Origin of the sequence: Wolbachia endosymbiont (group A) of Colletes cunicularius (assembly GCF_964264715.1) — a bacterium.
Lineage (GTDB): Bacteria > Pseudomonadota > Alphaproteobacteria > Rickettsiales > Anaplasmataceae > Wolbachia.
On sequence record NZ_OZ183471.1, the window covers coordinates 700,369 to 726,456 of the forward strand.

The window sequence follows — 26,088 nt, forward strand, 5'->3', positions numbered from 1 at the left end:
TTTGTGATTTCAAGTTTATTGTTTAATTTCTTCCTTATATTATGGGAAGTATTCTATACTTTAATTGCTCTCCCTGTAATTTTCTTTCCTGAGTATGTAATAACCATTTTCCTCGTCTGTTCGGTTAGAGTTGTATTATTCATGCTGCGTTTATTATGTGGCATTAAATATGAAGTGAGGGGAATGGAAAACATTCCTAAGCAACCTTTTATCATTGCATCTAAACACCAATCTCCATTTGAAACATTTATTTTTATACTACTATTTAGAAAAGCGGTTTTTATTTTAAAACGTGAATTGAAATGGATTCCATTCATTGGTTTACATCTTATAGCGCTGAAAATGATTTTTATTAACCGTTCAGATGGTATCAGTTCTATACGCCATATAATTAAACTAGCAAAAATGCGTATAAAAGAAAATAGAAACATAATAATATTTCCTGAAGGTACAAGAACGACTATAAACCAAAATATAAAATATCAACCAGGTATTGCTGCTTTATATAGCGTATTATCTGTTCCTGTGTTACCGGTTGCTTTAAACACTGGTTTGTTTTGGCCAAAAAGCATACTTTCTCTGAGAAAGAATCCTGGAAAGGCAATAATAGAAATATTGCCCCCAATATATCCTGGGTTAAACAAAAATGAATTCTTGCAAAGTTTAGAAAAAATTATTGAAGAGAGAAGCAGTAGATTAACCATAGAAAAAACTGATATTGCAAATTAACAAAAAAACTTTATAATTAAAAAAAAGTACAGTATTTTAGGTATTAATATATGGCAAATCATAAGAGTGCTAAAAAAATGATAAAGGTAATAGCAAAGCGCACTTTAATAAATAAGATGCGGAAAAGTAAAACTCGCACCGCTATTAGAAAATTGGTTGATATAATCAAGTCTGGCGACAAAGAAAATGTTGTTCTGGCATTTCGGAATGCTGAATCTAATTTACACAAGTGTGTGAATAAAGGTGTTATTCATAGGAATACTGCTGCGCGTAAAATAAGTCGCTTAAATGCAAAAGTAAAAGCATTGATGACCGCTTAATACGGTTAATGTAAAGTTAACTGTATTAATATATACTCTTCAGTTTGTATATTCTGTATAAAATTTAAGTAGCTTAAGTGATGGATAAAAAAGTGCTATTAGAACTAAGTAATGGATTAAAAATTGAGCTACCCATATTAAGTGGAACAATAGGTCCTGACGTGTTAAATATCAAGGATTTATATAAGACGACAGGATTATTCACTTATGATCCGGGGTTTGTTTCCACAGCTTCATGTTCTTCTTCGATTACATTTATTGATGGAGATGAAGGAGTTCTTAAATATAGGGGATATGATATAGCTGATTTGGCAGAGAATAATAGTTTTACTGCTGTGATTTATTTATTACTCTATGGTGAACTACCCAGTTCAGAGCAACACAAAAAATTTCTTCTCAAAATACAAGAATCATCCAAAGTATCAGAGCAAGTTACAAATGTAATCAAAGCATTTCCAAAAACTGCTCACCCTATGTCGATTTTAGTTGCATGTTTTGCAAATTTGTCAGCATCTTACCATGAAACACATGGCAACAATGTCAATGGTGAAGATTTAGATTTTGGAATTTCTGCAATAGCACAAGTTCCTGCAATTGTTGCAATGATTTATAGGCATATCAACAATCAGGAATTCATAAATGCTAACAATGAATTAAGTTACAGTGAAAATTTCTTAAAGATGATATTTGGCGATGCTGTTGATAATGATAAAAGCGCCCTTTTTGCAAAAGCTCTGGATAAAATATTTACTCTCCATGCTGATCATGAACAGAATGCTTCTACGGCGGCTGTCAGATTGGTGGGATCGGCTGGCTCTAATCTGTTTGCAAGCCTCTCTGCAGGAGTTGCTACACTTTGGGGACCAGCACATGGTGGAGCTAATGAAGCAGTTATAAATATGCTAAAAGAGATAGAGCAAAGTGAAGATATAGATAAATTCATCGAAAAAGCTAAAGATGATAAAGATCCATTTAAATTGATGGGATTTGGACATCGTGTTTATAAAAATTATGATCCGCGCGCGCGGATATTGAAAGACGCTTGTCATGAGGTTCTAAGTAAACTAGAACAAAATAATGAATTGCTCAAAATTGCAAAAAAACTTGAAGAAATAGCTTTAAAGGATGAATATTTTATCGTGCGTAAGTTATATCCAAATGTTGATTTTTACTCAGGTATAATAATGAATGCTATCGATATTCCCTCAAATATGTTCACGCCTATTTTTGCACTTGCAAGAACCACTGGTTGGGTTACTCAGTGGTATGAAATGATAAATGATAAAGAAACTAAGGTCTGTAGACCAAGGCAACTCTATTTTGGTAAATAAATTTATTTTCACTTCATTCACAATTTTTCTTTGAGCAATTTAACTTCTAAGAGCCTGTCTTCAAACTAAGTAGAAAGGAGTTAAGAAGTGTGTTATAAGATATATTTTAAATGTACCCAAGCGATATAAGTGACAAAGAATGGAAGATGATAGAGCTATATTTTGAACCTAAAAAGACCGGCAGACCAAGAAAACATAGTATTATAGCTAACCGAAATAAGGTTTCCTCAAAGGAGTGTAAAAAGGTATAATACTGCTTTAATTAAGGTAGAATGATGGCAAGCCATATAGTGAGGACCTGAGGGAACGAGTTTTAAAAGTGGTTGACGAGAAAAAAATGACTATGGAAGAAGTAAGCAAGATGTTCAAAATTGATAGAAAAACTATATACTGGTGGAGGAAAAGAAGAGAAGAAACAGGAAGTATAAAACCGTCTTCAGGCTACCAAAAGGGACATAGTCATAAAATTAAATACTTAGATGGCTTTGTCAAATTTCTGGATGAAAACCGAGATATTACGGTTGAAAAAATAATTGAAAAATTTGGCAACATGTGCAAAGACACAGTCTACAATTATCTTAAAAAAGTAAACTATACATATAAAAAAAACTTTTCTTTATCAGGAAAGGAATGAAGAGAAACGCAAGGAGTTCATAAAAAAAATAGAAGGAATAGAAAAAGAAAACTTGATATTCATAGATGACTCTGGAGTAGAAGACAACAGATTTTATGAATATGGGTGGTCTCAAAAAGGCAAGAGGTTATTTGCCGATAAACCAGGGTTTAAAAGAAAGAAGGTAAGCATAATAGGAGCACTAAATGAGGGAAAAGTTAAAGCTTCCTGGGTAATTGAGGGCTACTGCAACAGCGAGATTTTTGATGCTTATGTAGAAAATATACTTGTTCCTATATTAAAACCTGGACAGACTATTGTTCTCGATAATGCAAGCTTTCATAAATCTGCAAGAACGAAAAATTTGATAGAAAATGTTGGGTGTAAAATTTTGTTCTTGCCGCCATACTCACCGGATTTAAATCCGATTGAGAAGTTCTGGTTTGCCATTAAGCATGCCATAAGAAAAGTGCTGCCAAGCTTTTGGCCCAATATTAATTCGGCTATTGATTTTGTCTTTCAGCTCTCGAGGAAATCTTACTTCGGTTAGCTATAGAATGGTTGACCGTAGTTTTACTGGAGGGAATGTTCAAAAAAGTGTGTCAAACCGCATTTTTAGTTCAACTCAATTTTCAATCTATCTGGAAAGAAAATATCAAGTTGAGACATAGTTAAAGCCCAATTAGGCAGAGCCATAGTCCATTTTTGCTCTACCTTCTTTATAGCACAATATACCTGTTTATACAAGGCATTTGTGCTGGTAAATGAGCCCTTGGTTTTAGTGAATTTTCTGATCTGTCTGTGCAGCCCCTCAATTGGATTTGTGGTGTAAATTAGCCTTCTAACTGGGCTAGAATACTTGAAATAACCAGATAAATTTTCCCAATTGTTCTGCCACGATTTTATAACTAAAGGATACTTTTCTCCCCATTTTTCTTCCAGCTCAAGTAAGTAATTTTCAGCAATTTCTTTACTTGTAGCACGATATATTTTTTTCAAATCATTCATGAAAACTTTCACATCTTTGCTGGATACATATTTTAGTGAATTTCTTATCTGATGCACTATACATAGCTGTACTTCTGCTTTAGGAAACGCACTATTTATAGCTGCAGGAAAGCTTTTTAGCCCATCTACACATGCAATCAGAATATCTTCTACTCCTCTTTCTTTGAGGTCATTTAGCACTCCCAACCAAAAGTTAGCTCCTTCACTTTCAGCCAAATAAAAGCCCAGGACTTCTTTTCTGCCATTTTGGTCTATGCCCAATATATTGTACATACATTTACTTACGCAATGTCCATTCTCTTTGACCTTAAAGAACATCCCATCCATAAATACTATCGGGTATACTGATTGCAGTGGACGACTACGCCATTCATTGATTATAGGCAGTAATTTGTCGGTAATACTTTATATCTCTGCCGCCGATATTTTGTGATCATAAATTTCCTCAACGTGTGACGCTATATCTCTATAGCTCATACCACTGGCAAATGTGCTCAAAATCTTCGTTTCAAGCTCTGGATGTAAGCTTGTTTGCCTTTTTTTGACTATTTGCGGCTCAAAACTTCCTTCTCTATCCCTTGGCGTCAAAAGTTCAAATGAACCGGCACTTGTCCGTAAAGTCTTTCCATTTCTCCCATTTCTTCGATTATTCTCTTCACTTTCAGCTAATAAGTGGTTTTCTATTTCACCTTCCAAACTTGCCTCCAGCAGCTTTTTTATAAATGGTGTTAATGCTCCCTCCCTTCCTGTCAACGGTCTTCCTTCTCGTATAGACGACAGGATATTTGTTTCCAACTCTTTATAATCTACCAATCCGTTAGTTCTGTTTACTACTTTCTGACTCATTGTCAAACCTCCATTTTTTTATATCAATTTATTACTTTTTTTTCGGTTTGACACACTTTTTTGAACATTCCCTTTAAATGCTGTCTATGTTATAGAAAAATATCCCCCATTTGGCGAAGAGCCCATGAACTGGATTTTGTTAACAAATATAAATATTAATAATTTTGAAGAAGCAGTAGAAAAAATACAATGGTATTGCTTAAGATGGAGAATAGAGGTTTTTCATAAAATTTTGAAATCCGGTCTTAAAGTTGAAGAATGTAGGCTCCAAACAGCAGATAGATTGATCCGCTTTCTTACAATTATGAGTATAATTGCATGGAGAATATTTTTTATCACATTGGTAGCTAGAACAAATCCGAATCTTTCTTGCACTGTCATACTGACTGATGACGAATGGAAGGTTTTATATACCAAAATGCTTAAGACAAAAAACTATCCTGAGACTCCACCACCTATAAACGTGAATTCTGAATTAAAGGAGAATAGAAAAGGCAAGAAAACAGGGTAAACTCAGCAGTGATAAAAAAATAGATGAGGTTACCCATGGAAGATATAACAAAACTGTTTTGTTTGGTCGATGATTTTTGCAGAGATATAGAGAAAAATTTTGCAGATAAACTACTGCCAAATGGTAAAAACCCCACAAGAACAACGGAAATTGAGCACTCCGAAATCATGACAATAATCCTGCTATATCAACAATCTCCGTGTAAAACTTTCTATCTACATTACCTAACGTTGCTCTACAAATCAGAGTTTCCAAAGTTACCTTCATATACCAGGTTTGTTGCTCTAAAGCCTAGGGTTTTGTGGCATTTAGCAATGTTGTTGCATTGGCTTTGTGGACAGTCAGAAAACACTGGAATTTCATATATAGACACAACTCCCATTGCAGTTTGTCATGCAAAAAGAATATCCAAAAACAAAGTTTTTGCTGGAATTGCAAAATTAAGCAAGAGCACTTACGGCTGGTTTTTTGGTTTCAAATTACATATGGTAATCAATGAAAATGTTGAAATTCATGCACTTACGCTAACAAAAGGCAATGTTGATGATAGGATACCTGTGCCAAATCTGACGGAAAAATTAATCGGCCTTTTGTTTGGTGACAAAGGTTATATTGCAAAAGAGCTTTTTCAGAAGCTGTTTGACCGAGGTTTGAAACTTGTTACCAAGGTGAAAAAAGGTATGAAAAATACATTGATTTCGTTAAATGAGAAGATTTTACTGAGAAAAAGGTCTATCATTGAGACTGTTTTTGGTTACCTAAAAAATAGACTAGAAATTGAACACACTCGCCATAGATCCCCTGTTAATTTTTTGGTTCATATCTTTTCTACTCTCATTTCCTACTCCATCAAATCCACAAAGCCTTCTATTTCCTATACTTTCTTCCTTCCTTAATCCAGAATTCGCGTTAGTAAGGTTCTGCGAGAGGCTGGCGGGGAAGGTCCGCTGGTCTACTCTCCTAATCGGGAATCAAGTAGAAGAAGAAAATAAAAAAGATATAGATAGTGGACAGACAAAAGAATATAAAACTGAAGAATATGGAAATCCAGCTCATAACGATGCATTAGAGCTTAGAAAAAGCGATGAAGATGATAAAAGAGAAGTGCAAAAAGAAACCGCTAAGCTAGATGACAACACAGAAGAAAGTCAATCTACACAAACGAGTGAACCTGGTGTATTTTCATCTATTGCATCTATTTTTAGAAGTTTTATATCATGGATATGGGACACAGAAGAAGAAAGTGAATCTATCGAATTATCACAGAGTTCATTGTATTCTGATCCATTAAGTGACGAAAGTCATTATTCACAGTCAGATACTAATGATATACTATAACTTTTTTTTATAGGTAGTTTAACCCTTGCGTGTAACCCAAAAAACACGCAAGGGAAAATTGTATTGCATTGGTGCTGTAATAAACAACTTCATTTGCACCAACTGCAAGTATAATGACAAAATTACGATTGTACTTTAACTCTAACAATTAACAATAATAAATGTATATTGAAATACAACAATAATTACGTTAGTTTAAAAGGAATAGTTTGATTAAAGGATAATTGTGCAAAAAAGTGAGAAACTGACTAAAGATAAAAAACTAGCTTCTGATATTCTAAAAGAGGTTGCAGATACCAATAACAATGATAGCGATAAAGTAACTTTGTTTGACATTAAAACAGCTTTGCATGAGCGCGGTTTTGGTATTTTAATAATCATCTTCTCCTTGCCGCTATCGGTGCCTATACCGGTTCCACCTGGTTATACAACTATTCTTTCTATACCTTTAATCTTATTCTCACTGCAGCTTCTATTTGGATTTGATTCTCCTTGGATGCCCAATTGGCTAGAAAGAAGGTCTTTTCAGCGTTCAACACTAGCTCTTGTGGTAGAAAAAACTTCCCCTGTATTAGAAAAAATAGAAAAATTCATGAAGCCAAGAATGTCTTTCATTTTCTATGGGCCTGGTGAGAAGATTTTGGCTTTTATGATGTTGCTTTGTGCAATAATAATAGCTCTTCCATTACCTTTTACTCACTTCCTTCCTGCAATTGGCACAACTCTTATTTCACTTGGTATTATGAGTAAAGACGGGTTTCTATCCATATTGGGAGTTTTAGTGTCATTGTGTGCGTTGTTGCTTACTCTTGTTGTAATAGTCAAAGGACCACAACTTATAACCGGAGCACTTTCTCTTCTTAAAAGCTTTACAACACTTTAACAAAAGAATGAAGTACTAGCGCGAAATGAGTAATGCATATTGAAATAAAACAATAATTGTGTTAAGAATTATTTTTATCAAGGGTTTTTCGTGTCAAAAAATGATAAGTTGACTAAAAGTGATAAACTAGCTTCTGATATTCTAAAAGAGGTTGCAGATACCAATAACAATGATAGCGATAAAGTAACTTTGTTTGACATTAAAACAGCTTTGCATGAGCGCGGTTTTGGTATTTTAATAATCATCTTCTCCTTGCCACTATCGGTGCCTATACCGGTTCCACCTGGTTATACAACTATTCTTTCTATACCTTTAATCTTATTCTCACTGCAGCTTCTATTTGGATTTGATTCTCCTTGGATGCCCAGTTGGCTAGAAAGAAGATCTTTTCAGCGTTCAACACTAGCTCTTGTGGTGGAGAAAACTTCTCCAGCATTAAGAAAAATAGAAAAATTCATGAAGCCAAGAATGTCTTTTATTTTCTATGGTCCTGGCGAAAAAATTTTAGCTTTTGTAATGTTGCTTTGTGCATTATCAATAGCTCTTCCATTACCTCTTACCAACTTTATTCCTGCAATTGGTACGACTCTTATTTCACTTGGTATTATGAGTAAAGATGGGTTTCTATCCATATTGGGAGTTTTAATATCATTGTGTGGACTATTGCTTACTCTTGTTGTAGTAGTCAAAGGGCCACAACTTATCATTGGGGCATTTTCTTTTCTCAAAAGCTTCGTATATGGTTAGGCTTTACAACACCTTAACAAAAAAAAAGGAACTTTTTACACCAATCGATAAAGATCATGTGAAAATGTATGTTTGCGGACCAACAGTATATGACACAGCACATATAGGCAATGCACGGTCTGTTGTTGTGTATGATGTGTTATTTCAGCTACTTAAGTTTTGTTATGGCAAAGTTACCTATGTGCGTAACATAACCGACATTGATGATAAGATAATCAATGCAGCAAGTGAGAAAAATAGCAACATAGAAAGTATAACCACATATTACATTAAAGCTTTTCATGATGATATGGAAAGCATAAATTGTAAAGAGCCAACACACGAACCAAAAGCAACGGAAAACGTAGATTATATTATAGAATTAATTGAACATTTACTGCAATCAGGCCACGCTTACGAGTCTGACAAACACGTGTATTTTAATATAGAATCTTACCATGAATATGGTGCTTTATCAGGAAAAAAAACTGATGAATTGGTTCCAGGTAGCAGAGTTGAAGTTAATGAAAATAAAAAGCACCCTGGAGATTTTGTACTGTGGAAGCCTGCAAGTGATATTGACTACAAACTTTCAAGTTATTGGAATAGCCCATGGGGAGAGGGCAGGCCTGGATGGCATATAGAATGCTCAGCAATGTCATATGCTTATCTTGGCAAAGATTTTGATATTCATGGTGGCGGCATAGATTTACAATTTCCTCACCATGAAAATGAAATTGCACAGAGTAAGTCTGCATTTGCTGGATCAATGTTTGCAAAATACTGGATACATAACGGCTTTCTTACAGTAAGTGAAGAAAAAATGAGCAAGTCCTTATTTAATATAGTCAAAGTAAGAGATTTGCTAGATAGTGGAATAAAGGGTGAAGTAATACGCTATGCACTGCTCAAAACTCACTACAGAAAACCACTTGATTGGACAGAAAACGTTATTTCTGATGCACAGGAAACCTTAAATAAATTTTATCGGTTATTACGTGGCTTAGATACAACGAATATTGATGAAAGTAACGCAGAGATTTCTAAAGATTTTATAGACGCTTTAAAAAACGACTTAAACATTCCTGAAGCTCTAGCTATATTACATGAAATGGCTGCAAAAATCAACAAAATGAGTAATGAAAGTGAAAAGCTTAAATTAACTGAGAGTTTTGTTAAAAGTGCCAGATTTATTGGTCTTCTTGAGTCAAGTTATCAAGAGTGGTTTACTGCTGGTGTGAGTCATCAAGAAATAGAAAGGTTGATAGACTTAAGAAAAATTGCAAAAAAAAATAAAAATTACGATACTGCAGACAAAATAAGGGATCAGTTGAAACAAAAGGGGATTACAATTTCTGACAATGAAGATGGTACAACAACTTGGTAAACTTATATGGAAGATTACTTTCTGCTGTTTAAAGACAGCCTATTATCATCGTTAATCTTGCCTATACACCAAGGCTTTATGTTTGAAGCTATGCTGTACTTTAGATCACATCACAATCTACTACTGATGTTGTTTTTTGGAGTACTAGGATCAAGCCTTGGTGGAATAGTTAACTGGTACTTAGGTAGAATAACAATCTTAATGCGAGAATTATACCACAAGCTAGAAAACAAACGTACAACGCCAAAAGCCACAAAAAACTTGTTAATCTTTGCGACTTTATTACTTTCGTGGGTGCCAGCACTTGGAAGTGTGATTCAAATTTTATCAGGTTATTTTAAGTTAAACCTTTATATCCTTGCCCCTTTAATCATTCTATCTAATTTCTTCTATTTGTTATATCTAATACTTACTTTTGGAGTATAACAGCTATAGTATTACAGCTATTAAAGCCCACTTCTGTCATTCTATGCCCTGATAACGTGAATTCTGGATTAAAGGAGAATAGAAAAGGCAAGAAAACAGGGTAAACTCAGCAGTGATAAAAAAATAGATGAGGTTACCCATGGAAGATATAACAAAACTGTTTTGTTTGGTCGATGATTTTTGCAGAGATATAGAGAAAAATTTTGCAGATAAACTACTGCCAAATGGTAAAAACCCCACAAGAACAACGGAAATTGAGCACTCCGAAATCATGACAATAATCCTGCTATATCAACAATCTCCGTGTAAAACTTTCTATCTACATTACCTAACGTTGCTCTACAAATCAGAGTTTCCAAAGTTACCTTCATATACCAGGTTTGTTGCTCTAAAGCCTAGGGTTTTGTGGCATTTAGCAATGTTGTTGCATTGGCTTTGTGGACAGTCAGAAAACACTGGAATTTCATATATAGACACAACTCCCATTGCAGTTTGTCATGCAAAAAGAATATCCAAAAACAAAGTTTTTGCTGGAATTGCAAAATTAAGCAAGAGCACTTACGGCTGGTTTTTTGGTTTCAAATTACATATGGTAATCAATGAAAATGTTGAAATTCATGCACTTACGCTAACAAAAGGCAATGTTGATGATAGGATACCTGTGCCAAATCTGACGGAAAAATTAATCGGTCTTTTGTTTGGTGACAAAGGTTATATTGCAAAAGAGCTTTTTCAGAAGCTGTTTGACCGAGGTTTGAAACTTGTTACCAAGGTGAAAAAAGGTATGAAAAATACATTGATTTCGCTAAATGAGAAGATTTTACTGAGAAAAAGGTCTATCATTGAGACTGTTTTTGGTTACCTAAAAAATAGACTAGAAATTGAACACACTCGCCATAGATCCCCTGTTAATTTTTTGGTTCATATCTTTTCTACTCTCATTTCCTATTCCATCAAATCCACAAAGCCTTCTATTTCCTATACTTTCTTCCTTCCTTAATCCAGAATTCGCGTTCATAGATGTTTCCTACAGTTGTACGAACATTGCAATATGGTACATAGTAAACGATGTCACTATATAACGTTCGTTTTTTTGTGTCAAGCACTTTTTTTTATCTGCTTCAATTAGTAAGGGATTTCAATATTAATTCTGCACTACTTGCAGTTTTTGTAATGGGTCTGCCAATGACGATATAATCAGCTCCTAAATTTATTGCTTCTCTTGGTGTTGCTGTTCTTTTTTGGTCGTCATGACCTGGATCTATACGAATTCCTGGAGTAATAATTTTCAAGTCTTCACCGCATTCTTGGCGCACTTCTTGAGCTTCCAATGCAGAACAGACTATTCCATGGAGTCCAATCTTTTTTGCAAGCTTTGCAAGCAAAATTACCTGTGATTTTACCTCTCTTGCTACTCCAAGCTCGTTTAAATCCTCATTGCTCATACTAGTTAGCATTGTTACTCCAATCAGCTTTATTTTTGTGCCTTGCACCACACTTAGCGCTTCTTCAAGCATTTTTGTTCCACCGCTAATGTGCAGAGTTAACATTTCAATGCTCAGAACTTTTATTACTTCAACTGTTTTAGCTACAGTGTTTGGAATGTCATGCAATTTCAGATCTAAAAAAATTGGTACATTGCATTTTGCAACTTCTTGCACTCCAGAGAGACCATGAGCAGCAAAAAATTCTAATCCCAGCTTTACCATGCCAACTTTACCACGCAGAGTATTAGCTAGAGAAATAGCCTTATTTAAGTCTTGTGTATCCAGTGCGCATATTATTGGGTTCATTATCTTGCATGATTTATTTTATAATAAGACTCATTGTTGTGTTTTGCAAATACTTTCACTCTGATTGAACTGACTACGTTCATAAGATTCTGTCAATAGTGAATTTGGCAATTTGATCAGAGTGGATGAGCGACTTACATATCCAAGATCCTCCAGTGAAAGATCAAACGTTTCCTCTGATGGTGATTCACATCTAGAATCTTCACCTGGCGTGAATTGCATAATTTCCTTCAATATAAACTTTATTTTTTGAGTCTCCTGTAATATTATTTTTCTACTATGATCTCCGATCGCTTCATTAGCGTTTACCAATTTTTCTACCTCGTCTACCACAGGTTCTAACATTTCCAGTAAATAACCCTTTTTCTCTTCTGCATTTCTCAGAGCCTGTCTTCAAACTAAGTAGAAAGGAGTTAAGAAGTGTGTTATAAGATATATTTTAAATGTACCCAAGCGATATAAGTGACAAAGAATGGAAGATAATAGAGCTATATTTTGAACCTAAAAAGACCGGTAGACCAAGAAAACATAGTATTAGAACAATTATTAACGCAATCCGCTATATGATGAGAACAGGATGTCAATGGAGACAACTGCCTAAAGATTTTCCACCATGGAAAACAGTGTATAGTTGTAATTAGCGATTGAAAAAAAGTGGAATATGGCAAGAGATTCATGATTTTCTAGTTAAAAAAGTAAGAGAGATAATTGGTAAGAATGAAACTCCATCAGTGGGAATAATAGATAGCCAATCAGTAAAAACTACTCAAAAAGGGGATCCAGAGGATATGATGCTGGCAAGAAAGTAAAGGGTAGAAAGCGCCACATCGTTGTAGATACTGTAGGTCTTGTAATTGCTGCTGAAGTACAAAGTGCAAGCATTCAGGATCTTGATGGTGCACTAAATCTTTTTGTTCAAGCCAAATGCAAAGCTCCAACATTACATAAGTTTTTTGCTGATCAAGGATACACAGGTAAATTGCAAAACCGCTGCTTATTGGAAACTGGATGTTTATTGACGATTACCAAGAAAATAGTTGATACAGGATTTCAGGTTATTCCCAAACGTTGGATTGTTGAGAGAACCTTTGCTTGGCTCTCCAATTTTAGACGTATGAGTAAGGATTATGAGCATTCTCCTCTCACTTCAAAAAACAACATCTTCTTTAATATGATCACTATTATGCTTCACAAATTAGCTCATTCTTGAGTTTGAAGACAGGCTCTCAATGATAGACCTTTTTCTCAGTAAAATCTTCTCATTTAGCGAAATCAATGTATTTTTCATACCTTTTTTCACCTTGGTAACAAGTTTCAAACCTCGGTCAAACAGCTTCTGAAAAAGCTCTTTTGCAATATAACCTTTGTCACCAAACAAAAGACCGATTAATTTTTCCGTCAGATTTGGCACAGGTATCCTATCATCAACATTGCCTTTTGTTAGCGTAAGTGCATGAATTTCAACATTTTCATTGATTACCATATGTAATTTGAAACCAAAAAACCAGCCGTAAGTGCTCTTGCTTAATTTTGCAATTCCAGCAAAAACTTTGTTTTTGGATATTCTTTTTGCATGACAAACTGCAATGGGAGTTGTGTCTATATATGAAATTCCAGTGTTTTCTGACTGTCCACAAAGCCAATGCAACAACATTGCTAAATGCCACAAAACCCTAGGCTTTAGAGCAACAAACCTGGTATATGAAGGTAACTTTGGAAACTCTGATTTGTAGAGCAACGTTAGGTAATGTAGATAGAAAGTTTTACACGGAGATTGTTGATATAGCAGGATTATTGTCATGATTTCGGAGTGCTCAATTTCCGTTGTTCTTGTGGGGTTTTTACCATTTGGCAGTAGTTTATCTGCAAAATTTTTCTCTATATCTCTGCAAAAATCATCGACCAAACAAAACAGTTTTGTTATATCTTCCATGGGTAACCTCATCTATTTTTTTATCACTGCTGAGTTTACCCTGTTTTCTTGCCTTTTCTATTCTCCTTTAATCCGGAATTCACGTTGTAAGCGAAGTTTTTTAATATACTCTGGTTTTTCCTGTTCTAAATAACAAACAGTAAAACTATTAGTATGTAAATCAACACCTATATAACGCGTAAAATTTTCCTCTTATTGAATACTCTAACATATCAGAGTACCGGTTGGTCCATTCTCCTATACGCGGTCACTAAATTTTATAGGCCGCACGATGGTTTTCGGTGGCAGGGGCGATTAATCTCCTTTACGAGGTCTTTTTCCTATACTGCAAAAAGCAGAAAGGGCCTCACAAAAATTTTCAATCTGCCACCTATCCACTCTGAGAAGGTATTATCTTCTCATGCTTCCAACCAAGCAATAACTATTCATACCTCCTCCTTCTTCTGGTGTGAGAAAACGCCCCCTTTTATCCTTCATCCAACTTGACATCATTGTGAAAAGGGCATTGAAAACGTAGCCATTATCACCAAAGTATTTGAACCTTCTGGCCAAGTCATCATTTATCTCATTTCTGATTAACTTTTCTAGCTCAACATCATTGGGCAAATTCACTACAAACACTAGTTCATTTAAAAAGCCTCTTATTTCTTCATCGCTTACTTCCTTACCTCCAGCACTCATCCTTTGCTTTAAGTATTGAGCAATATTATTACGTAAGTCTCTAAGCTTATATTTTGCACTATCGCCTATATTCAGAAACTCATCCTGTGTTTCTATTTTTTCGACTGTAATTCCCTTGCTTGCTAGACTTTCATAGTCAAAATTAACATTTATAACAATAAAAAAATCCTTTATTTTATCCTTGAATTCTTCATTACCTTGAATTTCTAAAAAGGCAGCAAAATGTTTTACTAAGTTAAGTTCACCACTTTTTGTCAATAAGTCGCCTACACAGATCTTCTTGCTGTCGTCTTGTTTATGTTTAACTTGTATAAGCATACATACTGTTGTCCCATTTTGCTCATACCGGAAAACAATATCGTCAAAACCTGCAGCCGCACTCATTTTCGTGGCTAAGCGGAAAAAGTACTTTCTATTCACTGCACGTCTAAAAAACAGCATTAGCCACAATTTTTGATAGTCAATACCATGAATAAAGTTTTTCGCCCCTCCAGTAGGATAAGTTTCAGGCATACTCAACATCACATAATTTTACAAATAGTACCCACAAATGGTAAAAAACATATATGTCATAATATACATACACCGTAGCGTAGATTTAATACGAGATGTGCTGTTATGTAAATAAAAAAATGTGACTAATTACTTAATCTCTCACTCAAAATTAAATTCACTACATCAGGGCTGGCTTTTCCCTTGGTAAGTTTCATTACTTCGCCGACAAAGAATCCGTATAATCTTGTTTTACCGCTTTTGTATTCTTGAACTTTATCTTGGTTGCTATTGATGATTTTGTCGATTATTTCTGATATTTGACCTCTATCGGTTATTTGTTTTAGGTCCTGCTCTTCTATGATGAGAGATGCCGGTTTGCCAGTTTCAAACATAATATCAAAAACTTGCTTGCCGAGCTTAGCAGAGATCGTTCCATCAACGATAAAATCCAAGAGTTCGGACAAGGCATTTACTTTGATTGGGGAGCTTACAATATCAATGCTTGCTTTATTTAAACGACCGAAAAGCTCTACAGTTAACCAGGTAACTGCGAGCTTTGAATCATGTTTTTTTATCAATTCCTCAAAGTAATCAGCAATCGCCTTATCGGAAGTAATGACGTTTGCATCGTATTCATTGATACCTAATTCCTCAATGTATCGCAGCTTTTTTTGATCTGGCAACTCGGGCAAAGATGATTGAATTAAATCAATTTTCTCCTGGCTTACCTCAACAGGTAATAAATCAGGCTCAGGGAAGTATCTATAGTCGCTTGCATCCTCTTTGTTTCGCATCACTTTTGTTTTTCCCAAAGCGACATCAAACAATAAGGTATCTTGACTTATTTCTTCTCCACTTTCTAAAATTTCAATTTGCCTTTGTATTTCATAGTCTATAGCTTGCACAATATAACGTATCGAGTTCAGATTTTTTATTTCACAACGAGTGCCAAGTGTGCTACTGCCTTTTAGGCGGACAGAAACATTTGCATCACAACGAAGTGATCCCTTTTCCATATCACCATCACATGAACCAATGTAACGCAAAATCTGCCTCAATTTTTTCATGCATTCTGCAGCTTCTGCAGATGACCTAAGATCTGGCTCTGAAACAATTTCCATTAAAGCAACTCCTGCACGATTTAAATCCACATAAGTTTTGCTTTCCTCATGAACGCTCTTTCCTGCGTCTTGCTCTAAATGAATTCTCGCGATTCTTATTTCCTTTTCATTGTCATTGATAAATACTCTACCATTTTTAACTATTGGCTCAAAAAACTGAGTTATCTGGTAACCTTGCGGTAAATCAGGATAAAAATAATTTTTCCGATCAAAGTAAGAACACTTATTAATTTCTGCAGAAAGTGCAAGACCGGTGCGTATTGCTTGCTCTATGCAGTAATAATTTAGTATTGGCAGCGTACCTGGCATTGCCGCATCAACTAGAGAAACTTGAGTGTTATGCTCAGCACCAAACTCCGTTGATGAGCTAGAAAATAGCTTCGTATTAGAAGAAACTTGAGCGTGCACCTCAAGCCCAATTACCGCTTCCCAATCCTCTTTCGTCATGTATTTTATTTAAATGATAATCTTAATATTCTGCAAAATTAACACAAAAAGTCAAAACAAAACCCACATTTTTATTTTTTGTCTTAACTTTTTAACCTATAGTAATTAAAATATGACCTTACCCAGAAAAAGTGAAGAGAAAGAAAAGGCGTTTTTTTATAATAAAAATGTTTTTTCAAAAGGAGTAGTAATGACAAAAAGAAGAGAATATACAGTTGAGTTTTAATTAGAAGCTGTGTATTAAACAGCGTAGACATTCTGCTATTAATTATTGCATTCCTGAGCAATTTGATTCATTATTCTTTTTGTAAAAAATTTTCTTGACTTTCTCTCTACTTTTTCTGGGTAAGGTCACTTTAAAGGAAGTCTAATAGATGCTACATAGAAATCCAGATGAGTTTCTAAAGTCTATTCCAAAAGATAAGCGCATAATGTGCCTTGACATGGGAGAAAAGCAAATAGGCATAGCATTTAGCGATAAAACACAGCTTATAGCCACAGCTCATAGTGTATATTATAGGAAAAATATGAGCAAAGATTTAGGTTATCTGCATAGAATATTCAAAGAAAATGAAGCTGGATCAATGGTAATAGGACTACCATTAAAAATGGACGAGCAAGAAACTAAATGGTGTAAAACCATAACCCAATTCGCAAATAAAATAATAAAAAAATATAAAGTACATATATACTTACAAGACGAAAGCTTCTCAACATCTATCGCAACTCATACACTAAAAATCACTGGAATATCAATCACAAAATCAAAAAAAATAGATGATAAAATCTCCGCATGTATTATTTTGCAACGAACGTTAGACAAGATAAATACAATCAAATAGTTTTTTCAGATCTGGAAATCTTCAAACTGAATCTCATATAAAAGTTACTCAACAAAACAAGAACCTTTCGTATAAGCATGACAAATTGCTACAGCAAGAGCATCAGCAGCATGGTGACATTTTATACTCAAATTTTTAACTATTTGCTTCACCATAAATATAATCTGATCCTTATCAGCATGGCCATTTCCGGTAATGCTTTTTTTTACATAGTTTGCATCATATTCATTCATAGTTAGCTTTGTTATTTTTAACGCTAAAATTACAACCCCTCTTGCATATCCTAAAGTTAGTGAAGATTTAGGATTTTTATTAACAAAAATTTTTTCTACTGCAGCTTCATTCGGAGAATATTGAAATATTACTTTCTTTAATTGTTCAAAAATTATATGTAAGCGTTCACCTGTACCCAATTTACCATCAGTTGATATGGTACCGCCGCCCAAAAATTCAATATTATTTTTCTCGTTCAGGCTGATAATGGCCCAACCAGTCTTGCTTATCCCTGGATCTAGACCTATTATTTTAACCACTTAATAAACGCTTAACCAATAGACAAACAAAAATAAAAACATCCAGACTACATCTACAAAGTGCCAATACCAGGAGGCAAACTCAAAGCACAAATGGTCCTGAGGTGTAAACTGGCCTTTCCGCGCTCTAAATAAACACACTGATAAAAATATTATTCCTATTATAACGTGTGCGCAGTGAAAACCGGTAATCATATAAAAATTGGATGTATAAATAAGCTTTTCTCCTGTTTCTTGTAGAGAAAAACTCGCTTCATGATACTCTATTGCTTGCACTATTATAAAAAAAACCCCAAGCAATATAGTTATGGACAGCATTTTAATCATGCTCTTTTTATCATTTTCAAGTAAAGAGTGATTTGCCCAAGTAATTGTTGTACCAGAAAGCAATAATATTAATGTATTCATGAATGGTAGTGACCACGGATCAGGTGGCAAAATTCCCTCAGGGGGCCATTCAACTTTTTTTGCAGGAGAAAACGCCTCAAATAAAAAAACTGGATCAAGCCAGGCTTTAAAGAATGAACAAAAGAACACTATAAAAAATACGACCTCCGAGAGAATAAATAAGTACATTGCAAATTTGAGTCCATGTTTTACAATGGTAGTGTGACATTTGTCATAAATGGCCTCCCTTATTACATCTCTCCACCAATAGAACAGCACCCCTGATACTGCGGAGATTCCCAGAACTAAACAAAACATTCCGAAAATTTGTTTATGAAGCGCGCCAACTAATCCAAGTGCAAGAATAAGAATTGCTGCTGATATAGCAATTGGCCAAGGACTTGGGTCCACTAAATGAAAATCATGTTCTTTACTTTTCATAGCATTTTAAAAAATACTTACTAAGGATACAAATTAGCTTAAAATTGTCAATATTCCTTAAAATCTTGATTGAATTGTGAAAAATTATATGCACCATTCAAAAAATCTAACATGAATTGGGCGCTTATTCTAAATAACTTAAGCATCCTGCTCTTTTCATTTTCTCTTGCCCTGCTGCAATATTCATCAACAATATTTTCCAAAATAATGCATCCAGATTCTATAAAACTACCGCTATAACAATCAAACCAATCCTTATATCTATTATTTTTCTTGAATCTATTTTTCATACTATCAACGATAGTCTTGTATATAAACATATAAGAATACAAAACTGTTATGGCTTCATAAACGCGAATTCTGGATTAAGGAAGGAAGAAAGTATAGGAAATAGAAGGCTTTGTGGATTTGATGGAATAGAAAATGAGAGTAGAAAAGATATGAACCAAAAAATTAACAGGGGATCTATGGCGAGTGTGTTCAATTTCTAGTCTATTTTTTAGGTAAACAAAAACAGTCTCAATGATAGACCTTTTTCTCAGTAAAATCTTCTCATTTAAGAGCCTGTCTTCAAACTCAAGAATGAGCTAATTTGTGAAGCATAATAGTGATCATATTAAAGAAGATGTTATTTTTTGAAGTGAGAGGAGAATGCTCATAATCCTTACTCATACGTCTAAAATTGGAGAGCCAAGCAAAGGTTCTCTCAACAATCCAACGTTTGGGAATAACCTGAAATCCTGTATCAACTATTTTCTTGGTAATCGTCAATAAACATCCAGTTTCCAATAAGCAGCGGTTTTGCAATTTACCTGTGTATCCTTGATCAGCAAAAAACTTATGTAATGTTGGAGCTTTGCATTTGGCTTGAACAAAAAGATTTAGTGCACCATCAAGATCCTGAATGCTTGCACTTTGTACTTCAGCAGCAATTACAAGACCTACAGTATCTACAACGATGTGGCGCTTTCTACCCTTTACTTTCTTGCCAGCATCATATCCTCTGGATCCCCTTTTTGAGTAGTTTTTACTGATTGGCTATCTATTATTCCCACTGATGGAGTTTCATTCTTACCAATTATCTCTCTTACTTTTTTAACTAGAAAATCATGAATCTCTTGCCATATTCCACTTTTTTTCAATCGCTAATTACAACTATACACTGTTTTCCATGGTGGAAAATCTTTAGGCAGTTGTCTCCATTGACATCCTGTTCTCATCATATAGCGGATTGCGTTAATAATTGTTCTAATACTATGTTTTCTTGGTCTACCGGTCTTTTTAGGTTCAAAATATAGCTCTATTATCTTCCATTCTTTGTCACTTATATCGCTTGGGTACATTTAAAATATATCTTATAACACACTTCTTAACTCCTTTCTACTTAGTTTGAAGACAGGCTCTTATAACACACTTCTTAACTCCTTTCTACTTAGTTTGAAGACAGGCTCTGAGAATCTAAAGTCAAGTAATATCTTTATCATAGCATAGAAAATTTATGTTCGTAAGCAAAAAATTTTGGCGTAAAATTGCCGTAATTGTGCTAACTTAGAGCTTAAAACTTAAGAAATATTTATGTTAAAAGAAAAATACAGCTTTCAAGAAATCGAGAAGAAATACAACATATTATGGGAAGGCAGTAAAGTTTATAAGTGGAACGGTGAAAAGGATAACACTTTCACTATAGACACGCCTCCACCGACAATATCGGGAAAACTGCATATCGGCCATATATTTAGCTATTGCCATACAGACTTTATTGCAAGGTTTCAGCGCATGCTGGGAAAAGATGTGTTTTATCCAATTGGGTTTGATGATAACGGGCTTCCTACCGAAAGATTGGTTGAGCAGACCTATAAAACCCGTGCAAAAGAAGTTGGCAGAGAAAAATTTATAGAGATGTGCCATGAAGTTATTGAAAAATCAAAGCAAGAATTCAAGGAATTATTTAAATCAGTTGGCATTAGTTATGACTGGAGTTTGGAATATCATACAATCAGCAAGGAAACTGTGACGCTTTCACAAATGTCATTCATTGATCTATATAATAAGGGATATGCGTATAGAAAAATGCAGCCCATCCTTTGGGATCCGGTTGATAAAACCGCAATTGCGCAAGCAGAAATAGAAGATAAAGTTTTTGAGTCATCCTTAAACACGATAGTTTTCTCTACTGAAGAAAATGAGCAGATCAATATTGCAACTACGCGACCTGAGTTACTTCCCGCATGCGTTGCAGTTTTTTGTCATCCAGAGGATGCGCGCTACACCCATCTGATTGGCAAAACAGCCGTGGTGCCGATCACAGAGACAAAAGTTCCAATAATAGCTGATGATAAGGTTAAAATAGATAAAGGCACTGGGCTTGTTATGTGTTGTACATTCGGTGATGAACTCGACATATATTGGCAGCAAAAGCATAATCTACCGATGAAAATTATCATCGATCAGGATGGGAGGATGAATCTGCAAGGTATTCACTCCAGTGCCATTCCAACATACAATAAGGAAATAGAAGAATGGATCCCAGTGTCAGCTACTCGGATGACAGGAGAAAAGGCTACTCAGATGACAAAAGAAGACGTCATTTCACCACACCCAGGCGTCATTCCAGCGCGTGACGCTGGAATCTACAATGAAATCAATGGATTGAAAGTTACAGCAGCAAGAAAGAGGATGATTGAAATCTTGAGTGGAAAAGGACTTTTGATAGAAAGCACTAGCATTTTTCATTCTGTCAAATGCGCAGAAAGGTCTGGTGCATCACTTGAGATATTGCCTACTTATCAATGGTTTATCAAGACCTTAGAGCAAAAAGCTCAAGTATTAGATAAAGTAAAAGAATGTAATTGGCATCCAAGCAATATGCGTAAACGCATGGAAGTGTGGATAGAAGGGCTAAATTGGGACTGGTGCATTTCAAGGCAGCGCTATTTTGGTGTGCCATTTCCAGCGTGGTATTCCAAACGTAAGGGAGAAGAAGGTAAAATTATTCTAGCTGAGATAAAGGACCTACCTATAGATCCACTCAAAGATTTGCCAAAAGGGTATAGCAAAGAAGAGGTTATCCCAGATCAAGATGTAATGGATACCTGGGCCACAAGTTCAATTACTCCTCAACTAAGTGCACTGGCAGTAAACAGTGAGTTTAGCTTACCAAATCATCGCTATAATACAATATTTCCTGCAGATCTGCGCAGCCAGAGCCATGAGATAATAAGAACTTGGGCTTTTTATACGATTTTGAAAGCACATTATCATGCAGATTCTTTACCTTGGAAAAACATTATGATCAGCGGTTGGTGTTTAGCCGATGATAAGAAAAAGATGAGTAAATCAAAAGGTAACATCATCACTCCTCATGTAATACTTGAAACTTATGGAGCTGATGTAGTACGCTATTGGGCAGCGAACTCAAGGCTTGGAGTTGATACAGTCTACTCTGAAAATATATTTAAAATTGGCAAGCGCCTAGTTACAAAACTTTGGAACGCTAGCAAGTTTGTTTCCATGTTCATGGAAAAGCATCAAGTGATGAGCATAAATTCTGCTCACGAGACAATAGATAAGTGGATATTGTCTAAGTTATACAAAGTTATAGAAAGAGCAACGAATAACCTATTACAGTTTGAATACTGCGAAGCTTTGGGCGTAATAGAGGAATTTTTTTGGAAGGATTTTTGTGATAACTACTTGGAATTAGTAAAAAAACGCGCGTACGGAAGCAGTGAAGCAACCTTAAGTGCAAAACAAAGCTTGGCGTATGTGTTAAATGTTATTTTGCGGTTATTTGCACCTTTTTTGCCTTACATTACAGAAGAGATATACCACCAGTTGTATAGTTATAATTCTGTACACAATCAAAGTAATTGGCCGAGCAAAGAAGAGCTTATCTACGATAAATATTCAGAGGAAATGGGAGACAATTGCGTGCAGATATTAAACATTATCAGAAAGATAAAAGCAGATAATAATGTATCAGTTAAGCATTTGATAAAGAAATTAGTGATAAAAGCAGATCTACGAGAGGACAAATTGAATCAATCCGCGCAGAATGACCTACAAGCAGTTTGCAATGCGGAAATGATAGAGTGGATGCAGTCTGAGCTTGAAACTGAAGACGGGAAATACATAGTGAATATAGACTTATACTGATTTTTATAGCTTTACTTCCTTTGATATCCATGCTATCTATTATAATCATTATTAGTTGTGAGGATGAGGGATTTGTATAGTAAAACCAATCCATATCTTATAGCTGGTGCTTTTGCTACTTTGGTATTGCTTGCATCTGGGACACTTGCTGTTGCTCCTTATGTTGCATTCTTATCTACAATTGCAGCCTTTAATGTAGCTCTTCCTGTTGCCTTGAGTCTATCTATACTATCTACTTTGATACTCGCACTTTCATGCAAGATGATTAGTAATAATAAGAAAATAGAGGTTGAGAAAAATAAATTTGCTGAAAAAGAGCAAGAGTTAGAAAGCGTAAAACAACAATTTAAGAGTAAGGTACAAGAGTTAGAAAATAAAATAGCTTTAGGAAAAGAAGCTGCAAGCAAAGAAGTGGAGGAATTGAATAATCAACTAAATAGATTAACTCGAGAAAAGCAGGGTTTAGACGAGAGAGTAAAAGAATTAAATAAGAAAGTAAGTCAGCTAGAATGTGAAAAGAAAAATTCTCTTCATTATACTAAAGAGTTACGTGATGAAAATGCAAGATTGAATGAAAGAGTAGGTTCTTTAATGGAGGAGTTATCTCAACCTCAAAAAGAAGTAGATTCCTTAGAAAGGCAGTTACATGAATTAAAATATGAAGGAACTTTAGCTCTTTTATTAGAAGAAAGAATAACAGAATTGGAAACATGTTTAGAAAAGAAAAGGAAAAAAGTAGGAGAATTAGTAGTGCAGTTAAGAAAAGAAAAAGGCGAAACTTCTTCTCTACAAACTGAATTAAAGAGTGCAAAGGAAAAGGAAGAAGAAATACTATCGACAAAAAAGTTAAGTGAACTAACAAAAAAAATGCACCAACTAGCTGTAGATTTAGAACAAAAAGAAAAACTATGCAAGGAATTAGAAGAGGAAAAAACTAAAGATCTTAATAAGATCGGAGAGTTAAATAAACTTTTGGATCAAGAAAGAAAAGAAAATGAAAAATTGCGCGATAATAACAGTAAGTTGAAAAGTAGCGAAAAAGATTTTGATGACGAATGCAGTAAATTAAGAAAACGTAATTCTGATTTGGAAAGAGAAGTTAAACGTCTGCAAGCAGTAATTGGGCAGGAAGACAAGCCAAGTCATTCCATTTCTTCAGATGTAAGCAGTGAACATTCATCAGAATTTGAAGGAACAGGTGAAAATAAGCTCGCTAATGGACTAACTTTCCCGAAACCACTTTCTCCTCGCACATCCACACCAAGAAGATATACTAGAAAATCTCTATCTCCTAAAAAGGAAGATGAGGATGAGAATAAAGAAAATTCAGAGCAACTAAATCACGAAAATCCTAATACAAGTACCGGCAGCCCTAATTTATCGCTTTTTAGAGATGCAACAAATAATTCCTATCACACCTTAACGATGTAAGTGCAGGGACCTCCACAGATAAGAGAATTTTAATAAATATATACAAGACTGCTGAAGTTTTGTTCATGAGGGGAGGGGAGTAATGAGCAATTTGTTTAACAAAGCTAACACATTTTATTTTGTAGCTAGTTCCTTAGCTACTCTTAACGTGAATTCCGGATTAAAGGAGAATAGAAAAGGCAAGAAAACAGGGTAAACTCAGCAGTGATAAAAAAATAGATGAGGTTACCCATGGAAGATATAACAAAACTGTTTTGTTTGGTCGATGATTTTTGCAGAGATATAGAGAAAAATTTTGCAGATAAACTACTGCCAAATGGTAAAAACCCCACAAGAACAACGGAAATTGAGCACTCCGAAATCATGACAATAATCCTGCTATATCAACAATCTCCGTGTAAAACTTTCTATCTACATTACCTAACGTTGCTCTACAAATCAGAGTTTCCAAAGTTACCTTCATATACCAGGTTTGTTGCTCTAAAGCCTAGGGTTTTGTGGCATTTAGCAATGTTGTTGCATTGGCTTTGTGGACAGTCAGAAAACACTGGAATTTCATATATAGACACAACTCCCATTGCAGTTTGTCATGCAAAAAGAATATCCAAAAACAAAGTTTTTGCTGGAATTGCAAAATTAAGCAAGAGCACTTACGGCTGGTTTTTTGGTTTCAAATTACATATGGTAATCAATGAAAATGTTGAAATTCATGCACTTACGCTAACAAAAGGCAATGTTGATGATAGGATACCTGTGCCAAATCTGACGGAAAAATTAATCGGTCTTTTGTTTGGTGACAAAGGTTATATTGCAAAAGAGCTTTTTCAGAAGCTGTTTGACCGAGGTTTGAAACTTGTTACCAAGGTGAAAAAAGGTATGAAAAATACATTGATTTCGTTAAATGAGAAGATTTTACTGAGAAAAAGGTCTATCATTGAGACTGTTTTTGGTTACCTAAAAAATAGACTAGAAATTGAACACACTCGCCATAGATCCCCTGTTAATTTTTTGGTTCATATCTTTTCTACTCTCATTTCCTATTCCATCAAATCCACAAAGCCTTCTATTTCCTATACTTTCTTCCTTCCTTAATCCAGAATTCGCGTTTTTCGTAATTTTTCATCATTAGAGCCTGTCTTCAAACTCAAGAATGAGCTAATTTGTGAAGCATAATAGTGATCATATTAAAGAAGATGTTGTTTTTTGAAGTGAGAGGAGAATGCTCATAATCCTTACTCATACGTCTAAAATTGGAGAGCCAAGCAAAGGTTCTCTCAACAATCCAACGTTTGGGAATAACCTGAAATCCTGTATCAACTATTTTCTTGGTAATCGTCAATAAACATCCAGTTTCCAATAAGCAGAGGTTTTGCAATTTACCTGTGTATCCTTGATCAGCAAAAAACTTATGTAATGTTGGAGCTTTGCATTTGGCTTGAACAAAAAGATTTAGTGCACCATCAAGATCCTGAATGCTTGCACTTTGTACTTCAGCAGCAATTACAAGACCTACAGTATCTACAACGATGTGGCGCTTTCTACCCTTTACTTTCTTGCCAGCATCATATCCTCTGGATCCCCTTTTTGAGTAGTTTTTACTGATTGGCTATCTATTATTCCCACTGATGGAGTTTCATTCTTACCAATTATCTCTCTTACTTTTTTAACTAGAAAATCATGAATCTCTTGCCATATTCCACTTTTTTTCAAT

At 34.8% G+C, this 26,088-nt stretch carries 33 protein-coding genes and 3 pseudogenes; 21 read left to right on the top strand and 15 right to left on the bottom strand.

Translation table 11 applies throughout. The features are described from left to right. The first annotated feature begins 3 nt into the window (after window positions 1-3). From ACFELZ_RS04110 to ACFELZ_RS04135, 6 genes are all read left to right on the top strand, one after another. Window positions 4-729, top strand: a complete 726-nt coding sequence (locus tag ACFELZ_RS04110) for a lysophospholipid acyltransferase family protein (RefSeq protein WP_375316568.1) — start codon at window positions 4-6, stop codon at window positions 727-729. A gap of 50 nt (window positions 730-779) precedes the next feature. Continuing rightward, entirely contained in the window at window positions 780-1,049 is a 270-nt protein-coding gene (gene rpsT, locus ACFELZ_RS04115) for a 30S ribosomal protein S20 (RefSeq protein ID WP_006279236.1), read from the top strand. A gap of 80 nt (window positions 1,050-1,129) precedes the next feature. Next, the gene (locus ACFELZ_RS04120) at window positions 1,130-2,380 is read left to right on the top strand and encodes a citrate synthase (RefSeq protein WP_375316569.1); all 1,251 of its coding nucleotides are present in this window, start codon (window positions 1,130-1,132) and stop codon (window positions 2,378-2,380) included. Between the two features lie 110 nt (window positions 2,381-2,490). After that, window positions 2,491-2,631: a hypothetical protein gene (locus ACFELZ_RS04125; RefSeq protein ID WP_375316570.1), complete on the top strand. Its 141-nt coding sequence runs from the start codon at window positions 2,491-2,493 to the stop codon at window positions 2,629-2,631. 68 nt (window positions 2,632-2,699) lie between these two features. After that, window positions 2,700-3,014: an IS630 transposase-related protein gene (locus ACFELZ_RS04130; RefSeq protein WP_375316331.1), complete on the top strand. Its 315-nt coding sequence runs from the start codon at window positions 2,700-2,702 to the stop codon at window positions 3,012-3,014. Between the two features lie 19 nt (window positions 3,015-3,033). Beyond that, on the top strand, window positions 3,034-3,543 hold the full coding sequence (locus tag ACFELZ_RS04135; protein ID WP_375316656.1) for an IS630 family transposase: 510 nt from the start codon (window positions 3,034-3,036) through the stop codon (window positions 3,541-3,543). A gap of 65 nt (window positions 3,544-3,608) precedes the next feature. Here ACFELZ_RS04135 and ACFELZ_RS04140 read toward each other — a convergent pair. Continuing rightward, window positions 3,609-4,847: pseudogene (locus ACFELZ_RS04140) on the bottom strand (IS256 family transposase). Between the two features lie 73 nt (window positions 4,848-4,920). Here ACFELZ_RS04140 and ACFELZ_RS04145 point away from each other — a divergent pair. The 8 genes and pseudogenes from ACFELZ_RS04145 to ACFELZ_RS04180 all read left to right on the top strand — a co-directional run. Beyond that, window positions 4,921-5,307, top strand: a pseudogene (locus ACFELZ_RS04145) (IS4 family transposase); the annotation flags it as partial. 86 nt (window positions 5,308-5,393) lie between these two features. Then, complete coding sequence (locus tag ACFELZ_RS04150; RefSeq protein ID WP_375315786.1) at window positions 5,394-6,254, top strand: IS982 family transposase; 861 nt, start codon at window positions 5,394-5,396, stop codon at window positions 6,252-6,254. Between the two features lie 208 nt (window positions 6,255-6,462). Next, on the top strand, window positions 6,463-6,696 hold the full coding sequence (locus ACFELZ_RS04155; protein ID WP_375316571.1) for a hypothetical protein: 234 nt from the start codon (window positions 6,463-6,465) through the stop codon (window positions 6,694-6,696). 226 nt (window positions 6,697-6,922) lie between these two features. Beyond that, window positions 6,923-7,579 carry an exopolysaccharide biosynthesis protein gene (locus ACFELZ_RS04160; protein WP_375316572.1) on the top strand — a complete coding sequence of 219 codons (657 nt, stop codon included), beginning with the start codon at window positions 6,923-6,925 and terminating at the stop codon, window positions 7,577-7,579. 90 nt (window positions 7,580-7,669) lie between these two features. Next, window positions 7,670-8,326, top strand: coding sequence for an exopolysaccharide biosynthesis protein (locus ACFELZ_RS04165; protein WP_375316573.1), 657 nt, complete (start codon window positions 7,670-7,672; stop codon window positions 8,324-8,326). Then, window positions 8,319-9,692 carry a cysteine--tRNA ligase gene (cysS, locus tag ACFELZ_RS04170; protein ID WP_375316574.1) on the top strand — a complete coding sequence of 458 codons (1,374 nt, stop codon included), beginning with the start codon at window positions 8,319-8,321 and terminating at the stop codon, window positions 9,690-9,692. The genes ACFELZ_RS04165 and cysS overlap by 8 nt, the downstream gene beginning before the upstream one ends. 6 nt (window positions 9,693-9,698) lie before the next feature. Then, on the top strand, window positions 9,699-10,118 hold the full coding sequence (locus ACFELZ_RS04175) for a DedA family protein (RefSeq protein ID WP_375316575.1): 420 nt from the start codon (window positions 9,699-9,701) through the stop codon (window positions 10,116-10,118). Window positions 10,119-10,257: 139 nt separating this feature from the next. Next, window positions 10,258-11,118, top strand: coding sequence for an IS982 family transposase (locus tag ACFELZ_RS04180; protein ID WP_375315786.1), 861 nt, complete (start codon window positions 10,258-10,260; stop codon window positions 11,116-11,118). Between the two features lie 121 nt (window positions 11,119-11,239). On the opposite strand, the gene pyrF is transcribed toward ACFELZ_RS04180, so the two are convergent. Continuing rightward, window positions 11,240-11,911 carry an orotidine-5'-phosphate decarboxylase gene (pyrF, locus tag ACFELZ_RS04185; protein WP_375316576.1) on the bottom strand — a complete coding sequence of 224 codons (672 nt, stop codon included), beginning with the start codon at window positions 11,909-11,911 and terminating at the stop codon, window positions 11,240-11,242. Between the two features lie 30 nt (window positions 11,912-11,941). Then, window positions 11,942-12,244 (bottom strand): hypothetical protein, encoded by a 303-nt coding sequence (locus ACFELZ_RS04190; RefSeq protein ID WP_375316577.1) that lies wholly within the window; start codon window positions 12,242-12,244, stop codon window positions 11,942-11,944. Window positions 12,245-12,354: 110 nt separating this feature from the next. Here ACFELZ_RS04190 and ACFELZ_RS04195 point away from each other — a divergent pair, with 110 nt between their 5' ends. The 3 genes from ACFELZ_RS04195 to ACFELZ_RS04205 are packed head-to-tail and all read left to right on the top strand — an operon-like array spanning window position 12,355 to window position 13,121. Further along, on the top strand, window positions 12,355-12,552 hold the full coding sequence (locus tag ACFELZ_RS04195) for a transposase (protein ID WP_375315805.1): 198 nt from the start codon (window positions 12,355-12,357) through the stop codon (window positions 12,550-12,552). Window positions 12,553-12,555: 3 nt separating this feature from the next. Then, on the top strand, window positions 12,556-12,720 hold the full coding sequence (locus tag ACFELZ_RS04200; protein WP_375315781.1) for a hypothetical protein: 165 nt from the start codon (window positions 12,556-12,558) through the stop codon (window positions 12,718-12,720). Between the two features lie 17 nt (window positions 12,721-12,737). After that, on the top strand, window positions 12,738-13,121 hold the full coding sequence (locus ACFELZ_RS04205; protein WP_375316657.1) for a transposase: 384 nt from the start codon (window positions 12,738-12,740) through the stop codon (window positions 13,119-13,121). Here ACFELZ_RS04205 and ACFELZ_RS04210 read toward each other — a convergent pair. The 3 genes from ACFELZ_RS04210 to gatB all read right to left on the bottom strand — a co-directional run bounded on the left by ACFELZ_RS04210 (window position 13,107) and on the right by gatB (window position 16,588). Next, complete coding sequence (locus ACFELZ_RS04210) at window positions 13,107-13,844, bottom strand: IS982 family transposase (RefSeq protein WP_375316578.1); 738 nt, start codon at window positions 13,842-13,844, stop codon at window positions 13,107-13,109. The two genes, ACFELZ_RS04205 and ACFELZ_RS04210, sit on opposite strands and share 15 nt — an antisense overlap. Before the next feature lie 390 nt (window positions 13,845-14,234). Next, window positions 14,235-15,047, bottom strand: a complete 813-nt coding sequence (locus ACFELZ_RS04215; protein WP_375316579.1) for a hypothetical protein — start codon at window positions 15,045-15,047, stop codon at window positions 14,235-14,237. A gap of 116 nt (window positions 15,048-15,163) precedes the next feature. Beyond that, a complete protein-coding gene (gene gatB / locus ACFELZ_RS04220) occupies window positions 15,164-16,588 on the bottom strand; it encodes an Asp-tRNA(Asn)/Glu-tRNA(Gln) amidotransferase subunit GatB (protein ID WP_375316580.1) in 1,425 nt (474 codons plus the stop codon). Between the two features lie 374 nt (window positions 16,589-16,962). On the opposite strand from gatB, the gene ruvX reads away from it, so the two are divergent. Next, the gene (ruvX, locus tag ACFELZ_RS04225) at window positions 16,963-17,430 is read left to right on the top strand and encodes a Holliday junction resolvase RuvX (protein WP_375316581.1); all 468 of its coding nucleotides are present in this window, start codon (window positions 16,963-16,965) and stop codon (window positions 17,428-17,430) included. 44 nt (window positions 17,431-17,474) lie between these two features. Here the strand turns inward: ruvX and ruvC are convergent, their stop codons facing one another. From ruvC to ACFELZ_RS04260, 7 genes and pseudogenes are all read right to left on the bottom strand, one after another. After that, window positions 17,475-17,963, bottom strand: a complete 489-nt coding sequence (ruvC, locus tag ACFELZ_RS04230) for a crossover junction endodeoxyribonuclease RuvC (RefSeq protein WP_253309367.1) — start codon at window positions 17,961-17,963, stop codon at window positions 17,475-17,477. Beyond that, a complete protein-coding gene (locus tag ACFELZ_RS04235; protein ID WP_341822789.1) occupies window positions 17,964-18,791 on the bottom strand; it encodes a cytochrome c oxidase subunit 3 in 828 nt (275 codons plus the stop codon). Between the two features lie 47 nt (window positions 18,792-18,838). Continuing rightward, the gene (locus ACFELZ_RS04240; RefSeq protein WP_375316582.1) at window positions 18,839-19,081 is read right to left on the bottom strand and encodes a hypothetical protein; all 243 of its coding nucleotides are present in this window, start codon (window positions 19,079-19,081) and stop codon (window positions 18,839-18,841) included. 75 nt (window positions 19,082-19,156) lie between these two features. Then, window positions 19,157-19,351, bottom strand: a pseudogene (locus tag ACFELZ_RS04245) (transposase); the annotation flags it as partial. Window positions 19,352-19,367: 16 nt separating this feature from the next. Then, window positions 19,368-19,826 carry a transposase gene (locus ACFELZ_RS04250; protein WP_375316633.1) on the bottom strand — a complete coding sequence of 153 codons (459 nt, stop codon included), beginning with the start codon at window positions 19,824-19,826 and terminating at the stop codon, window positions 19,368-19,370. After that, window positions 19,769-19,933: a hypothetical protein gene (locus ACFELZ_RS04255; RefSeq protein ID WP_375315781.1), complete on the bottom strand. Its 165-nt coding sequence runs from the start codon at window positions 19,931-19,933 to the stop codon at window positions 19,769-19,771. Before ACFELZ_RS04255 ends, ACFELZ_RS04250 begins: the two co-directional genes overlap by 58 nt. A 3-nt stretch (window positions 19,934-19,936) precedes the next feature. Then, window positions 19,937-20,134: a transposase gene (locus ACFELZ_RS04260; protein ID WP_375315805.1), complete on the bottom strand. Its 198-nt coding sequence runs from the start codon at window positions 20,132-20,134 to the stop codon at window positions 19,937-19,939. Between the two features lie 232 nt (window positions 20,135-20,366). Here ACFELZ_RS04260 and ACFELZ_RS04265 point away from each other — a divergent pair, with 232 nt between their 5' ends. The 3 genes from ACFELZ_RS04265 (at window position 20,367) to ACFELZ_RS04275 (ending at window position 25,469) form a co-directional block, all read left to right on the top strand. Next, window positions 20,367-22,946: a valine--tRNA ligase gene (locus ACFELZ_RS04265; protein ID WP_375316583.1), complete on the top strand. Its 2,580-nt coding sequence runs from the start codon at window positions 20,367-20,369 to the stop codon at window positions 22,944-22,946. Window positions 22,947-23,018: 72 nt separating this feature from the next. Further along, window positions 23,019-24,377 carry a hypothetical protein gene (locus tag ACFELZ_RS04270; RefSeq protein WP_375316584.1) on the top strand — a complete coding sequence of 453 codons (1,359 nt, stop codon included), beginning with the start codon at window positions 23,019-23,021 and terminating at the stop codon, window positions 24,375-24,377. Between the two features lie 231 nt (window positions 24,378-24,608). Beyond that, on the top strand, window positions 24,609-25,469 hold the full coding sequence (locus ACFELZ_RS04275) for an IS982 family transposase (RefSeq protein ID WP_375315786.1): 861 nt from the start codon (window positions 24,609-24,611) through the stop codon (window positions 25,467-25,469). 52 nt (window positions 25,470-25,521) lie between these two features. Here the strand turns inward: ACFELZ_RS04275 and ACFELZ_RS04280 are convergent, their stop codons facing one another. Both ACFELZ_RS04280 and ACFELZ_RS04285 read right to left on the bottom strand, forming a co-directional pair. Next, window positions 25,522-25,980, bottom strand: a complete 459-nt coding sequence (locus ACFELZ_RS04280) for a transposase (RefSeq protein WP_375316627.1) — start codon at window positions 25,978-25,980, stop codon at window positions 25,522-25,524. After that, complete coding sequence (locus ACFELZ_RS04285) at window positions 25,923-26,087, bottom strand: hypothetical protein (RefSeq protein WP_375315781.1); 165 nt, start codon at window positions 26,085-26,087, stop codon at window positions 25,923-25,925. Before ACFELZ_RS04285 ends, ACFELZ_RS04280 begins: the two co-directional genes overlap by 58 nt. Window position 26,088 lies beyond the last annotated feature (1 nt).

Excerpts from the sequence above, each read along its gene's own strand:
- ACFELZ_RS04260 (WP_375315805.1), bottom strand. The coding sequence starts at position 20,134 with ATGTACCCAAGCGATATAAGTGACAAAGAATGGAAGATAATAGAGCTA.
- ACFELZ_RS04150 (WP_375315786.1), top strand. The coding sequence starts at position 5,394 with ATGGAAGATATAACAAAACTGTTTTGTTTGGTCGATGATTTTTGCAGA.
- ruvX (WP_375316581.1), top strand. The coding sequence starts at position 16,963 with ATGCTACATAGAAATCCAGATGAGTTTCTAAAGTCTATTCCAAAAGAT.
- ACFELZ_RS04235 (WP_341822789.1), bottom strand. The coding sequence starts at position 18,791 with ATGAAAAGTAAAGAACATGATTTTCATTTAGTGGACCCAAGTCCTTGG.
- ACFELZ_RS04265 (WP_375316583.1), top strand. The coding sequence starts at position 20,367 with ATGTTAAAAGAAAAATACAGCTTTCAAGAAATCGAGAAGAAATACAAC.
- ACFELZ_RS04240 (WP_375316582.1), bottom strand. The coding sequence starts at position 19,081 with ATGAAAAATAGATTCAAGAAAAATAATAGATATAAGGATTGGTTTGAT.
- rpsT (WP_006279236.1), top strand. The coding sequence starts at position 780 with ATGGCAAATCATAAGAGTGCTAAAAAAATGATAAAGGTAATAGCAAAG.
- ACFELZ_RS04275 (WP_375315786.1), top strand. The coding sequence starts at position 24,609 with ATGGAAGATATAACAAAACTGTTTTGTTTGGTCGATGATTTTTGCAGA.
- ACFELZ_RS04120 (WP_375316569.1), top strand. The coding sequence starts at position 1,130 with ATGGATAAAAAAGTGCTATTAGAACTAAGTAATGGATTAAAAATTGAG.
- ACFELZ_RS04195 (WP_375315805.1), top strand. The coding sequence starts at position 12,355 with ATGTACCCAAGCGATATAAGTGACAAAGAATGGAAGATAATAGAGCTA.
- ACFELZ_RS04125 (WP_375316570.1), top strand. The coding sequence starts at position 2,491 with ATGTACCCAAGCGATATAAGTGACAAAGAATGGAAGATGATAGAGCTA.
- ACFELZ_RS04215 (WP_375316579.1), bottom strand. The coding sequence starts at position 15,047 with ATGTTGAGTATGCCTGAAACTTATCCTACTGGAGGGGCGAAAAACTTT.
- ACFELZ_RS04175 (WP_375316575.1), top strand. The coding sequence starts at position 9,699 with ATGGAAGATTACTTTCTGCTGTTTAAAGACAGCCTATTATCATCGTTA.
- pyrF (WP_375316576.1), bottom strand. The coding sequence starts at position 11,911 with ATGAACCCAATAATATGCGCACTGGATACACAAGACTTAAATAAGGCT.
- cysS (WP_375316574.1), top strand. The coding sequence starts at position 8,319 with ATGGTTAGGCTTTACAACACCTTAACAAAAAAAAAGGAACTTTTTACA.
- ACFELZ_RS04180 (WP_375315786.1), top strand. The coding sequence starts at position 10,258 with ATGGAAGATATAACAAAACTGTTTTGTTTGGTCGATGATTTTTGCAGA.
- gatB (WP_375316580.1), bottom strand. The coding sequence starts at position 16,588 with ATGACGAAAGAGGATTGGGAAGCGGTAATTGGGCTTGAGGTGCACGCT.
- ACFELZ_RS04210 (WP_375316578.1), bottom strand. The coding sequence starts at position 13,844 with ATGGAAGATATAACAAAACTGTTTTGTTTGGTCGATGATTTTTGCAGA.